The organism is Sorangium sp. So ce1153 (assembly GCF_051521595.1).
Classification (GTDB): domain Bacteria; phylum Myxococcota_A; class Polyangia; order Polyangiales; family Polyangiaceae; genus Sorangium.
Map to the genome: position 1 here is coordinate 6,581,089 of NZ_CP150361.1, position 13,489 is coordinate 6,594,577.

General features: G+C 70.1%; 9 protein-coding genes. 3 read left to right on the plus strand and 6 right to left on the minus strand.

Translation table 11 applies throughout. The annotated features are described in order from the left end of the window. Positions 1-215 precede the first annotated feature (215 nt). From WME85_RS23620 to WME85_RS23635, 4 genes are all read right to left on the minus strand, one after another. Positions 216-1,355, minus strand: coding sequence for a hypothetical protein (locus tag WME85_RS23620; RefSeq protein WP_437841140.1), 1,140 nt, complete (start codon positions 1,353-1,355; stop codon positions 216-218). Between the two features lie 156 nt (positions 1,356-1,511). Then, entirely contained in the window at positions 1,512-2,036 is a 525-nt protein-coding gene (locus WME85_RS23625) for a hypothetical protein (RefSeq protein WP_437841142.1), read from the minus strand. A gap of 710 nt (positions 2,037-2,746) precedes the next feature. Beyond that, positions 2,747-4,018: an RNA polymerase sigma factor gene (locus WME85_RS23630; protein ID WP_437841144.1), complete on the minus strand. Its 1,272-nt coding sequence runs from the start codon at positions 4,016-4,018 to the stop codon at positions 2,747-2,749. Positions 4,019-4,241: 223 nt separating this feature from the next. Then, positions 4,242-5,144: a hypothetical protein gene (locus WME85_RS23635; RefSeq protein WP_437841146.1), complete on the minus strand. Its 903-nt coding sequence runs from the start codon at positions 5,142-5,144 to the stop codon at positions 4,242-4,244. 606 nt (positions 5,145-5,750) lie between these two features. Between WME85_RS23635 and WME85_RS23640 the strand changes: the two genes are divergently transcribed. Further along, the gene (locus WME85_RS23640) at positions 5,751-10,907 is read left to right on the plus strand and encodes an AAA family ATPase (RefSeq protein WP_437841148.1); all 5,157 of its coding nucleotides are present in this window, start codon (positions 5,751-5,753) and stop codon (positions 10,905-10,907) included. After that, on the plus strand, positions 10,895-11,518 hold the full coding sequence (locus WME85_RS23645) for a hypothetical protein (protein WP_437841150.1): 624 nt from the start codon (positions 10,895-10,897) through the stop codon (positions 11,516-11,518). The genes WME85_RS23640 and WME85_RS23645 overlap by 13 nt, the downstream gene beginning before the upstream one ends. 87 nt (positions 11,519-11,605) lie before the next feature. Here the strand turns inward: WME85_RS23645 and WME85_RS23650 are convergent, their stop codons facing one another. Both WME85_RS23650 and WME85_RS23655 read right to left on the minus strand, forming a co-directional pair. Continuing rightward, on the minus strand, positions 11,606-12,184 hold the full coding sequence (locus WME85_RS23650) for a Uma2 family endonuclease (RefSeq protein WP_437841152.1): 579 nt from the start codon (positions 12,182-12,184) through the stop codon (positions 11,606-11,608). 100 nt (positions 12,185-12,284) lie between these two features. Next, positions 12,285-12,740, minus strand: coding sequence for a hypothetical protein (locus WME85_RS23655; protein ID WP_437841154.1), 456 nt, complete (start codon positions 12,738-12,740; stop codon positions 12,285-12,287). Between the two features lie 233 nt (positions 12,741-12,973). Between WME85_RS23655 and WME85_RS23660 the strand changes: the two genes are divergently transcribed. Continuing rightward, entirely contained in the window at positions 12,974-13,462 is a 489-nt protein-coding gene (locus WME85_RS23660) for a type II toxin-antitoxin system RatA family toxin (protein WP_437841156.1), read from the plus strand. The last annotated feature ends 27 nt before the right edge of the window (positions 13,463-13,489 follow it).

Consider the following 13,489-nt stretch of genomic DNA (forward strand, 5'->3'; position numbering starts at 1 on the left):
AACAGAGCAAGCCGTGTACCGCGACGGCGCGCAGGGGAGCGGTGCACTGGGCAAGCGGACGGCCGGCTGTCGCCCGCCGGGTCCCGGCAAACCTCGTGTGGTCGCTGGTCGACCGTCCGCCGCACTGGGCTCCTCCCCCCGAGCGAGCGACGCAGCGCAGGCCCGCCGAGAGCCCCGGCTTTCTGGTGCCTTGCTCTTTTCGCTCCCCGCGAGCGCTACGCCAGACAGCAGAACGTCGAGGGCTCGGCCGGCAGGATCTCTCCAATCGCCTTGCCGCCGCTCGGGGCGCAGGCGCCGGGGTCCACGGCCACGACCTCCGCCGACTTGCTGCCGAGGGCGACGCCAGGCGGCGTGACCCCGCAGAACGGCGCCCTGGAGCTGACGAGGTTCGATGCGACCTGCTCCGCGCACGCGCCGTCGCTGTAGACCGAGGCCATGACCGTGCACGACGCGCCCTCCGGCTCCCCGCAGCCGCACGGAGAGCAGCCGCGCGTGTCCTCGGCCCCGCCATAGAAGACGTGCCTGTCCAGATAAGGGCTGTCGCAGGTGACGTCGCCCTCGTGGAAGATGCATTTCAGGAAGCCGCCGGGCGGCGGAACCCCGGGTTGATCGGGCGACGGCATGCAGGTGCTCCCGTTCCCCGGGCACTCCGTGTAGGCGCCTGGCAGGCAGGCGAGCGCCCGGGTCTGCCACGGATCGAGGCGAGCCGGCGGCGGCGGCTCGTCCACCCTCGGCGTGCAGGCGGCGGTCACCAGCACGGTCGGCGCTTCGACGGAAAGCCACTGCACGCACGGCTGCCCGCCGCAGTCCTGGCCCGCGGGGATCGCGTTCGCGGCGGTGCAGGCGCCGTCCCAACCGTCGGGCGCCGTAAAGGCGGTCTCGACGGTGTCGGGGGTAGTGACGGCACACGTTGCCGCGTGGGCTGACCAGCCCAGCGGGAGCTGACACGACGCGGAAGCTGCATCCGGCGGATCGCACAGGCAGGCCGCGCAGGCGAACGGCGCCGGCGCCAGGTCGGCAAACCCCTCGTAGCCGACGTTCGACGCCTCGGTCGGGCAGTCCGGCGCCTGGTCCGGCGGGCCGTACCAGAGGAGCGCCGGACCGAACCAGCCGAGCGGCGCCGGTGGAATGCAGTCGCCGGCGCAGGCAGTTTCATCGCCGCCGCCGGCACCACCGGCACCGCCTCCACCCCCATCCCCGCCTTCACCCCCATCCCCGCCGTCGCCACCCTCGGGGTACGGGCACGCTGGAGAGCCGTATTCACTGGGCTGACAAGGCCCGTAGATGGTCGGGTCTTCTTCGTTGCAGCCCGGTAACAGGAGCAGCCCTACCATCAACAAGGGGTAAATCCGCATGAGGGGCAAGCTACCGCATGCCGCTCCACGCAGACAACGACCATCATCCGTGATGGCAGCAGTCGCCGCCAAGCTCACCATTCCGAATCCACACATAAATTTCTCACCAATCCTCGCGACGGTCTCGCGGCGTTGGGTCCCGTTTCGCATGTCCGCTCAGAAGCTGGCCGTGACACCCAGCCCGAGAGCTGCTCCGAGCGGCGGAGACTTCCAGTAAAGCGGCGCTGACGTCGCGGCATGGTCCACCTGCCGCCTGAGCAACACGTCTTCCACGATCCAGATCGCCTCGGCGTGGCCGTGCACAGACCACCTGTCCGAGAGCCGCCACGCGCTGCCCAGCCGTGCCCCTACCCCGACCAGGGTCTTGCGGCGTACACGCATGTTCCACGGCTCCTCCGGGATGAACCGGACAGCGCCGAGCGTCGCGAGCCCACAGGCGAACAGGTGGCGGCCGCGAAGGCAGGTGACTGTGGCTGCCGTGAAGGCCGTCATCTCCAGGGGCGTCCCCTCGACCTCCTTCGCCAGCGAGACGAGCCCCCGCCCCTCCACGGCGACCGACCAGTCGGACCAGCGCACGCCGAGGGCCAGGGTCGTCCCGGCCGCGATCCCCGGCGTGATCCCCAGTCCGACGGTCGCGCCGAGCCCCGCCTCGAACCGCAACGGCCCCGAAGGATCTGCCATCACCTGCTCACCCGAAGAGATTGGCGGCTCCGTCGCGACGCGTTCGGACGGCCCTGGCGCCGCGCGCGCCGCGTGGGTGGGCGGCAATGGCCCCGGCCGATCCTGCGGGGCCCGTGGAGACGGCGGAGGTCCAGACAGCCCCTGCGAGGGCTCCGGCGGTCGAGGCCCGGGCGGCCCCTGCGGAGGCTCCGGCGGCGAAGGCTCAGGCAGCCCCTGCGGAGGCTCCGATGGCGGAGGCTCCTGTGGCACCCGCTCCGGCATGCCCAGGAGCCGCGCCGCGATGGCGAGGCCCACGCCGGCGACGAGCACCTCGCAGGCACTGATGGTGCTGAACCCGTCGGCCCACCGGGTCGCCCCCTGGCTGTCGCGCAACGCCAGGGAGGCCACGAGCTCGGCCTCATGGCGCTCGATCCTGACCGAGATCAGGATCGGTGCATCGTCCCGGAAGGGGTCTTCGCCAGCGACCCGCGCCACCTCCGCGCGCAGGAACGATGCGTCAGGGCAGTGTTCGGCGCCATGCCCGCGCACGTACTCGAGGCGCGCTGCGCTCGGACGCAGCGCTGGCCCGGCGTGAGCTTCCGCGGCGCGGAGCAGATACGCGGCCCCCAGGAGGGCGGCACCGGCGCAGGCCGCTCGCCGGACATGGCGGAGAGGGCCCGAGGTGCTGGGCGTGGGCCGCGCGTGCTGCATCCGTCTGTCGTGGGGCAGGCTCATCGCGACGGCTCTTCCGTCGCCGCGCCCTCCGCTGGACCTGCCAGGCGCATCTGCGCGAGCTCCCGGAGCCGCTCGCGCACGGACGTCAGGTGGCCGCTCGGGAACCGCTGCTCATGCAGGGCGAGCTGCCGGAGCGCCCCGGCGGGATCGCCGGCGGAGATCCTCGCCTGCACCGCGTCGAGCACCCGGTATTCCTCGGCGAACGAGTCTTCCCGCGCGCTCGCCGATGGCGCCGGACGCAGCGTGACATCGCGCGTTGGAAGGGGCGCGAGGTCGCGCCGGGAGGTCACGTCGGGCGTCGGCGCGATGGGCTGCAGCGCCGGCGTCTCCCGCGGCCTCATCTCCACGGCGCGGGCGCTGCGCGCCCGGGGCAGCTCGGTCACCAGCGCGCCGAAGCGGTCAGCCCACAGCGGTCGCGGCGGCGCGAACAGAAGCAGCAGGACCAGGGTGCCGCCAGCGCCTGCCGCGGTCCATCCGAGCGCGCGTTCCACCTCCCCCAGCCAGGGGTGCGAGCCCGCGAGCCCCGCTGGCGCAGCAGCGGGCGGCGCGAGCGCAGGCAGGAATCGAGCGCGCGCAGGCGGCGCGGCTTCAGGCAGCGCGGGAGCAGGCAGCGCGGGAGCAGGCGGCGCGGGAGCAGGCGGCGCAGGCGGGGCGGCATCAGGCGGCGCGGGCGCGATCGCTCCGGCGTCCTCGCGCACCAGGAACGCGGAAGCCAGCGGAAACCCGAGCCAGCAGGCGCGCAGTGCGTCTCGCTGCTCCGGGCGCAGCCGCTTGACGGCAGCGCGGTAGTCCGCGCGGGCGAGGCGCAGCCGGCTGCTGGCGGTGTTGTAGTTGATGCCTAGATCACGCGCGATCTCGACGAGCGGCACCTCGTACGCCTCGCGCAGGACCAGGACGAGCCGCCGCTCCGGGGCCAGCGTCCAGAGCAGGTCGATCACGAGCTCCAGCCGCTCTCGCTCCACGGCGCGCTCCTCGCTGAGCGGCGCGGGATCGACGGCCTCGGAGCAAGACGCGGGCAGCATGCCGTGCACCAGCTCGCGGCGGCGATGGGCGCGGTCCAGGTAGTGACTGACCTTCCGCCACGCGATCCCGAACACCCACCGCGCCTCGGCGCTGCGGTGCTGGTTGCGGCCGTCACCGCGCGCAGGATCGACGGCGACGGCCGCCTCGGTCTGGGGCGCATGCCAGCTGGGGTCGAAGCGATCCAGGGTCCGGTACGCCGTGAGGAGGACCTCCTGGAGGAGGTCGTCGATGTCGGGCTCGGCCACGCCCATGAGCCGAAACGCGCGGGGGAGCGTTTCCACTGCGGCTGTATGAAGGGCGTTCCAGGTACGATCGCGGGAGGTGCCGGCGGGCGAAGAGAGGGGTGCGCTCATACCCCTTCAATTGCGGGGGGTTCTCCGGACCCGTTTGTGTTTCGCGCCGCGCCGCGCGTCCGCCGGCGCGCGGCGCGGCCGGGCGCGCGGTGCGATGCGGTCGGGCGCGCGCCGCCTACGGTGACAGCGGATTGCCGGCCTGCTCGACGTCGCCGCCGCTGGCGGCCGCGCCCGCGTCGTCGGCGCCGCCCTCCTTGGCTTCGACCTCATCGGTCTCGACCTCTTCGGCCTCGTCCGCGGCGGCGGAGCTCGAGAGGCGCGACTGGAGCTTCGGGGTCACGTCCTCGAACGCGTCGCCGTGGAAGTAATATCCGATCTTGCGGAGATCCGCGTACCGACGCACCAGGAGGGTCCAGAGCCGGTCGCGCAGGTTCTCGGCCTCGCTGCGCTGCCTGGAGACGGGCCGGCGCGCGCCATCGGGGGTGAGGGTGTCGAGCAGCCACTCGCTCGCCGCCCGCAGCTGTTCGAACTCCTCCTGCGTGAACGGGTGCTTTCCGCGGAGCGCGTCCGCGTGCTCCTCGTACAGGTGGGCCAGCGCCATCCCGTCGCTGGCCAGATCGTATTTGCCGGTGCCGGCCCGGATCTCGGCCACCACGTCCCTGGGCAGGAGCCCGCGCTTCGCCAGGGTCTCGGCGAGCGTGAGCATCGGCTCGCGCAGCTCGGTCACGACCTTCAGCTTCGCGTCGATCTCGCCGGAGCTCGCCGGCTTCGCCGTGACGCGCGTGGCCGCGAAGATCAGCGCCCGGCCGAGGTCCGGCAGCGCGAGCACGTCATCGAGCGGCAGCTCGGGCAGCGCCCTCCGGATGCGCGCCGGATCCGCGCAGGCGCCCTGGACGCCCCGCTTCACGTTGGCGAAGGCGATCCGCACGTCCGCCCGACAGACCTCGACGTCGCGGTCCGGAAGATCTGCGGCCAGCGGGGCAAAGCGCTTGTAGCAGGCGTGGTAGGTCGTTGTTGCCGTGGGAGTCGCCTTGGGCGCCTTCCCGGTGTGTTCTTTGTTGGTCTTGGCTTTGGCCATCGTGGGAACGTAGATCCAGGCGAGCGCGACAGTGGGTCACAGCGCCGCCGGATGTGTGCTCGGGGGAGCGCACGATGCCGACGCGACGGGGGTGGGGCCGCGGAGGGGAGGTGCGCCCTGACGGCGGAGCCCGGGGCGGGTATGGCTGTGGTCACGTAGTGTCATTTCGCAGGCAGATCTGTAAACGGCGGGGCACACGTAGTGTCACTCGGCAGGCAGATCTGTGAACGACGGGGCACACGTAGTGTCACTCGGCAGGCCCTGGTGCACAGGATCGGACACACGTGGTGTCACCCGGCACGAAGCTGGGATGAAGAATCGCCTATGTGGGCGAACGGAGGGCCAGGCAGCAGCCCCGCATGAGGCGGGAGCCCGGCCATGCTGACCCGCTGCAGCATGTCGCCCGCAGGGTCTGATGCGAGGCGCCGCCGGGCACGGAGCGTCTCGTCGGTACCCGGTAACCCCGGGCAGTGCCGAGGGGACGAGCCGGCGGCGGGGACGGCAGGCGCGCTTGGCGCTCCGAGCGGCCGAGCGGGCGCGCCAGGCCGCGCGGCGCCGGCGTGATGGGAGGGCGTGCCCTGCTCCCCGGCGTGGTATGCGCTGGGCATGGTCAAGCCGTGGGAGATCTCCAGCAAGGAGCTCCAGGAGTGGGCCGGGCGCTACGATGCTCCGGCGGTCCTGCCGAGGCTCGTGCGGCGGCTGCTGCTCGCGACTAGTCCCCTCGACGGGATCGCCATGCGTGCCGACAGCGGGACGCGCTACGAGGGTTGGGACGGCATCGTGAAGTCCCGCGAGGGCACGGGGTTCTGCCCTGCGGGGCTCTCGGTCTGGGAGCTGTCGGTCGAGGGGAAGGTCCGCGCCAAGCTGGACGAGGACTACGAGAAGCGCTCCCGGAAACCGCCGGAGGGCGTGCGGCCCGCGCTCGCGACCTATGTGGCCGTGACGGCGCGCCCCTTCAAGAAGGGAAAGGCAGACTGGGCGAACGAGAAGCGGGCAGAGGGGATCTGGAGGGATGTCCGCGTCATCGACGCGGATGACCTCGCGACCTGGATCGAGCAGGCTCCCGCCGTAGCGCGCTGGTTCGCGAGCCGGGAGGGGCTCCCGGCGTACGACGGCAAGGACGTGGAGGGCTTCCTAGAGGCCTGGCGACAGCGCACGAGCCCTCCCCTCCCCCACGCGCTGGTGCTGGCGGGAGATCGCAGGCTGATGCTGAGCGATGAGCTGCTCGCCGCGCTGAGCGAGCCGGCGGGGCGGCCGCTGCTGCTCCGCGGCCGTACGCGCGAGGAGGCGCTGCTCTTCGCAGCAGCGACGCTGGAACGTGCGCCGGGCGCGGAGGCACGGCTGTCGCGCGCGCTCGTGGTGGAGACTGAAGAGGCGTGGCGATGGGCGATCCGGGTGCAGGCGGCCGAGCCGCTCATCGTAGTGCCGGCCTTCGACAAGCCAGACGCGGGCGAGGCTGCCGCTGCCAAGGTACGCGTCCTTCTCACGGGCGGCCTGGACGCGCCGGAGCGGCCCGGCTCGACGCTGACGCTGGAGGAGCAGCCGTGGCCCGCGCTTATCGGGACGCTCCGTGCGGCGGGCTGGAACGAAGCGGAGGCGACGCGTCTCGTCAGAGAAGCGGGCGGCGATCTCGAGATGCTCCAGCGGCGCTGCGGGTACATCGACGTCGAACTTCCCTCCTGGGCGAAGGCCAGCCCGCGCGCGGAGATCATGTCGCTGCTCCTCGCCGGCGCCTGGGTCCCGACGGTGGAGGGGGATCGCGAGGTGCTCCGCCGTCTCGGCGGCGACCCGGCGGCCGCGGAGCAGCTCTGCACGGACCTGCAGGCGCAGGGGGTGATCACGCGCGACGTGGAGCACATCGCCCGCGGCTCGTATCGCTGGACGTCGCTCAACGGTGCATGGGACCTCCTGGCTCGAGGGCTGACGGACAGCCATCTGAACAGCTTCGACGAGGTGGTGATGGAAGTCCTCGGCGCGCCGGACCCGGCGTACGAGCTGCCCAAGGAAGAGCGCTTCATGGCAGAGGTGAAGGGAAAGGCGCTCCCGTACTCGGATGCCCTGCGCGAGGGGCTGGCCCGGTCGGTCCTGGTGCTCTCGCTGCAGGATCCTCTCTTCGCCGAGAAGCGCATCGGCTACCGGGGGAGCGAGCGGGCCGAACGCCTCATTCGAGCGCTCTTGCGGGCCGACAGGGGATGGATCGCCTGGGCTTCGGTCTCCAAGTTCCTGCCTACCTTGGCTGAGGCAGCACCGAAGGGGTTTCTCGACGCCGTGGAGGCCAGCCTCGATGTAGGAGAGACGGGCGTCGCGCACCTGCTCCGGGAGGAAAATAGCTTGTTCGGTGGCGCGCCGCACACCGGCTTGCTCTGGGCGCTGGAGCTCTTGGGATGGCACCCTGAGCCGGGAGTCCGCCGCCGGGTCGTCCTGGTTCTCAGCCGCTTGGACGCGATGGATCCGGGTGGCCGCCTGGCGAATCGTCCGTTGCGGAGCCTTGACGCCCTGCTGCGCTCTGCACTGCCATCGTCCAGCACCACCGTCGAGGAGCGGATCGCGTTGGTCCGCGAGGTCTGGCAGAAAAACCCTGTGACCGGCCGCAAGCTGGCCCTGGAGATGCTGCGCAACATCCGTCCCGGCGCCCTCCTGCCTCCAGGCCATCGGCCTCGGGTGCACGAGGAATGGATGCCGAACGACGCGCCAGCCAAGATCAACCGAACCGACATGGCTGCCCAGATCCGCGCGGTGCTCCAGGATCTCGAGAACGACGCCGGGACCGACCCGCAACGCTGGGTAGGTGTGCTCGAAGCAGTCGTCGGAGGTCTAAAAGACGTCGAGGAGCTCGTCGTCGGCGCGCTCGCAAGACAGCAGCCACGTATCTTGGATACGGAAGGCCGGCTGCGGGATGCGTTACGCCACACGCTGACCAAACTCGCGCCCGAGGATACAGAGCACGCTCGACACCAGCAGCTCAAACAGCTCTATGATGCGTTCCAACCCGAGGATCTCGTCCAGCGCCACGCCTGGCTCTTCAGCCGCTTTCCAGACCTTCCTGGGCTCATGATGGAGTACCTGGAGGAGGGAGAGCGACGCATTGCGGAGGAGCGCAACAAAGCCATCACGCAAATCTGGGAGCAAAGCTCCGACCGATGGGAGGCTCTGGCCAGGCTCATGCGAGCGGTGGCAGCTGTCGAAGACGGGACGCTGAGCCTAGGTTGCGCGCTTGCCAGGACGAGCTTCGTCGAAGAGCTGGACGCTCGAATCCTGGCGGGTGCAGCAGGAGAGCCGCTCGCTCCACTCGTTACCGGCTACGGTGCAACCCGTGCAAAGGATCTTGGCTTGGAGTGGCTCGAGGCGCTCTTGAAGCGGTTTGTCGAGTCCGGCAGGACGGAAGACGCTGCTCGCATCGCAGCTCACGCCGAAGATGGACGGAGGATTGTTTATCGCGGACTGTGGGACAAGATGGAGCAACTCGGCGAGCCGCTGAGCGCAGCCTACTGGCGAGCGGTGCCACGCATCTTCGGGGAGCTATCGCCGGGAGATCTTCAGTACGCAGTAGAGCACCTCGTCGCCGCGGGGCGAGAGGACGATGCCATCGAGACCGTAGCGATCCGTCCGCGCAGCACTACGGGTGCGCTGGCATTCTATGTGCTCAAAAAGTACAGGGAGCGAGCGAACGCGCCGTCGAACCCGCGGGTACCGCACCTCATCGAGGATCTCTTCGAGAGGATCGATCACGATCCTCCGGAGGGCACGGATCCGATCGACGATCTCGCGCCGCTCGAGCTGTTTTATCTGCCGATCCTGTCGCAGCGATCGAGGCCAGCGCGCTACGTGTCCTTGGGTTTGACTGAAAGCCCTGATTCGTTTGTCAAACTCATTACCATGCTCTACCGTCGCGAGGGCGAAGAGCCGCCAGTCGAGAAGGACGAGGGGCGTATTCGGGCGGCGCAGACCGCTTATGCTCTCCTGGAGGCATGGAAGGGCTACCCCGGCGAAGGGCTACCGGAAGCCGAGCGCGAGGTGAAGCTGGAAGCCTGGGCCGCGGAGGTGCTGCGCAAGACAAGGGAGGATGGTCGCGGCCACGTGGGCACGACCGAGGTCGCCAAGGTGCTGGCCCGCGCACCGCGAGGCAGCGACGGCTTGTGGCCCTGCGTGGCAGCTAGGAAGCTGCTCGAGACGGGCCTTCATCCGGAGCTCGATGGTCATCTCGCCTTGGCCAAGCGGAACCGACGCGGCCTTACGGGTCGGGCGCTCGGAGAAGGCGGCGTTCAGGAACGGGACATCGCCGAGCGGTACCGCGACGCGGCACGGCAGTTCGAGGCCAATTATCCGCGGACGGCCGCCATGCTGGATAACCTCGCGAGGCGCTATGACAGCGAAGCGGATCGGGAGGACGCGCGAGCGCGGCGGTTCCAGATCGAGTACGGCGAGCATCCGGAACCCGAAGAAGAGGACGAAGCACCTCCGACGCCAGAGACGCCGACAAATCGTAAGGCGTTCATCTCCAGGATCATCACCACAGGCGTCGGGCCCTCTCCACGCTTCGATGTTCCGCTCAAGCCACGCCTGAATCTGCTGATCGGAGACAACAGCCTGGGCAAGACGTTCGTGCTCGAGGTGCTCTGGTGGGCCCTCACTGGTGCATGGACGGATCCGAAGCTGCAAGCGAGGCCGCCGGTACGCGCGCGGAACGGTCGAGGCGCGCCGGGCGCATCCATCCTGGCCCAGGCAGGAAGCAAGACCCTCCAGGGCTCTTACGATCCGGCGAAGGAGCGGTGGAAGAAGAGGGGTGCCCGCGCGCTCGCGCCGGGGCTCATCCTCTATGCGCGCGCCGACGGGAGCTTCTCCGTGTGGGATCCGATCCGCAACGCGAAGCCCGCAGACAAGACCGAGCAGGGACTCGCCAAGGGCTACCACTTCTCGCCCCAGGAGCTCTGGTATGGTCTTCAAGCGCGCGATAAGATCACGCCCCTGTGCCGGGGGCTGCTCGAAGACGCCGTGAGCTGGCGCTCCGAGCGGCAGGGCGCGTTCGAACGGTTGCAGGACGTGCTGAAGACGTTCTCGCCGCCGGAGGCCCCTATCAGGTTCGGCTTACCGAAGCGCTTCTCGCTCCGCGACGCGCGGACCTACCCCACGCTCGATCTAGGCTACGAGACCAATGTCTTCGCCGTCCATGCCTCGGCCGCGGTCAAACGCGTCCTCGGGCTCGCTTACGCGCTGGTATGGGCCGTCTCGGAGGTCCAGCAAGCTGCCCCAGTCGCCGGCCTCGCGCCGCTCGATCGCGTGACGGTGCTCATCGACGAGGTGGAGGCACACCTCCACCCGCGATGGCAGCGGGCCATCTTGCCCGCGCTGCTCTCGGTGACAGCGGATCTGGGCATCGAGGCCGACGTTCAGCTCGTCGTGACGACCCACGCGCCCCTGGTGCTCGCCTCGGTGGAGACGCGCTTCGACAAAGATCAGGATACGCTGCTTGAATTCGAGCAGGAGACTCGCGACAAGGGCAACGTGGTGCGCGTCGTCGAGGAACCGCTCGAGCGGCTGGGCGATGCGAATACATGGCTCATGCAGCGCTTCGGACTGAAGCAGCCCCGGTCCAGAGAGGCCGAGGACGCGATCGAGCAAGCCGCGAAGGCGATGGAGGCGCCGAAGCTGAGCAAGAAGCAGGGGCGAGCCATTCACGAGAGGCTCCGTGGGGTGCTCGGGGAGCTCGACCCGTTCTGGGTGCGGTGGCGGTTCGTCGCCGAGAAGCGCGGGTGGGTTTCGTGATCCCGGTCCAGCAGCGGCGTGCACCGAAGGGATTCAACGAGAAGGTCTACAGACCCGGGCGGCGGTGGCTCAAGGAGAACGGGCACCCCCTGCAGGGGCCCGCGAGGGCCAGGGATGGCAGGCCTATCGAGCTGCGGCCCTTCTGGCGCGAATGTCTCGGCGACTTGCACAAGCGCTACGGTGGCATCTGCGCCTACGTCTCCATCTACATCGACCCTATCACCGGCTCGCGAACCGCGGACCACTTCATCGCGAAGTCGAGCGCCGTCGAGCACGCTTATCGCTGGCGCAACCTCCGGCTGGCGTGCAGCAAGCTCAACAGCAGGAAGGGGATCTTCGACGACCTCCTTGATCCCTTCCAAATCCAGTCGGAGACGTTCCACCTCAATCTGCTGACGGGCGCGATCTCTCCGAATCCAGCGCTTCCGCAGCCGTTCAAGGACCAGGCCCAGACGACGATCGAGCGCCTTGGCCTCGACGACCCGGACTGCCGGGCGCGGCGACTGGAATACTTCGACGAGTATCGCCGGAAGGACATCAGCGAGAAGTACCTCAAGGAGCACTGCCCCTTCGTCTGGTACGAAGTGTACCGCCAAGGCATGACTGTGTAGAGGTCTCACAGATCGGCGCGCCAGGACAGCGAAGGCACGCTCACAGTCACGAGCCCATCACGCCTCACCGAGTCGCTCGTCCGCCCCCTACTGAACCTGGGTGAGCGGATCCCGGTACACCTCGTCCACCGACAGGGTGCGCCCGATCGCCTGCAGGTGCGCTCCCTGTCCGGCGCGGGCCTCCCGGAGCGTCCACGAGTCATCCTCGTTGCGGTGAAATACCTCGATCCGCGGCTCATGCTGCGAGACGACGATGTACTCGCGGAGCGACGGGATGTGCCGATAGTGGGCGAATTTCTGCCCTCGGTCGTAGGCCTCCGAGCTGTCGGAGAGGACCTCGACAAGGACGCTCGGGTTGAGCGCTGCGTCCCTGTCCTCGAGATCGCGCTCGAGCTTCCCGCAAACCACGCTGACATCCGGGTACGTGGAGAGCCCAGTCGCCTGCACCCGGACGCGCATGTCGGCGGAGTACACCGCGCAGGGTCGCCCGCGAAGCTGCGCCCGGAGCTCGGCGCCGACGCTCATGCACAGGCGCGCGTGCTCCGGCGTTCCCCCGGCCATCGCGAAGATCTCGCCGTTCAGGAACTCGTGCTTCGTCGGGCTCGCCCGCTCCTGCTCGAGGTACTCGGCGTACGTCCAGATGATCTTGCGCGCCGGCTCGTTCATCGTCCTGCCGAGTATGCCACGCGAGCTCCTCCAAGAGCTAACGGCGCCCGTGGACCTCCTCCGACCGGCAGGTCGTCACGCAAGCCGGCCCCCGGCCAGCTCACTTCGACTGCGTGGCCCGCAGCGCCTGCTGCTCCTCCTGCTGCTGCCGATGGGCCTGGATCACGGCGTAGCCCGCCGCGGCCCCGGCCGAGGCGCGGCTCTGGGGCTGCGGAGCCGGCGCCGTTCCGGCCGGCGGCGGCGCGGCGGCCGGCGGCGGCACGGCGGTCGGCGGCGCCGCGACAGCCGGCGGCGGCGCGACAGCCGGCGGCGGCGCGACAGCCGGCGGCGCCGCGACAGCCGGCGGCGCCGCGGGGTAAGCGCCGGCCGGCGCCTGAACCGGCTCGCACACGCAGCCCGCCACGCCGCGGTCCACCAGCACGAAGGCGGACATCCGCATCCCGAGGTCGTAACAGGAGCGGGCACAGTGGGTCGGCCCGCGCTCCGCGGTCTCGAGCTCCGCTGCCGTCTGATAGCCACGGTTGCAGCCGCTCAGCGCGAGCGCCCCAGACGCCATGAGAGCGAGCACGATAGTCGATCGGTGGACCATGAAGGGCGAACTACATGGGTCCTCGAGGGCCGTCAACGAACCGCCGCTCCCCTCGCCGGCGGTGTGAGCCCGAGCGATGGGCGCGCAAATCCCCCGCCCGTCCCCGGAGCAGCCCGCTCGACGCGGAGCACGCGAGCGCACGAGCCCGCAGCGCGGCGCGCCCTCGCCATCGCGCCGCTCACGGCCCTATCCTGAGCGCCATGCCCACGATCCAGAGCACCGCCGAGATCGACGCCGCTCCCGACGAGCTCTTCGCGCTGTCCCAGGACTACGGTCTCCGGCTCGAGTGGGACCCGTTCCTCCGCGAGATGCGCTACCGCGACGGCGCGACCGAGCCGGCCGTCGGCGTGCGGGTGTGGGTACGGGCGAAGAACGGACTGTCCATGGAGGCCCGTTACATCACCCTGAACCCGCCGGAGCAGGTGGCCATCACCATGGTCGACGGGCCGCGGATCTTCCGCCAGTTCTCGGGCGCGTGGCTCTTCAAGGCGCTGTCGCCGCGGCGGACCCGCGTCACCTTCCGCTACAACTTCACGGCACGCCCGCGCGTCCTCGCCCCGGTGCTGGAGCCGGCGATGGCGGCCGTGCTGAAGCGCGACATCGAGAAGCGCCTCGCCGGCCTCAAGCACAGCGCCGAGACGACGGACATCCTGCGGCGACTGCCGCGGCGCGAGACCGCGGCCGCTTGACGGGGGGCGAGGCCGCGCCGCCGGAGC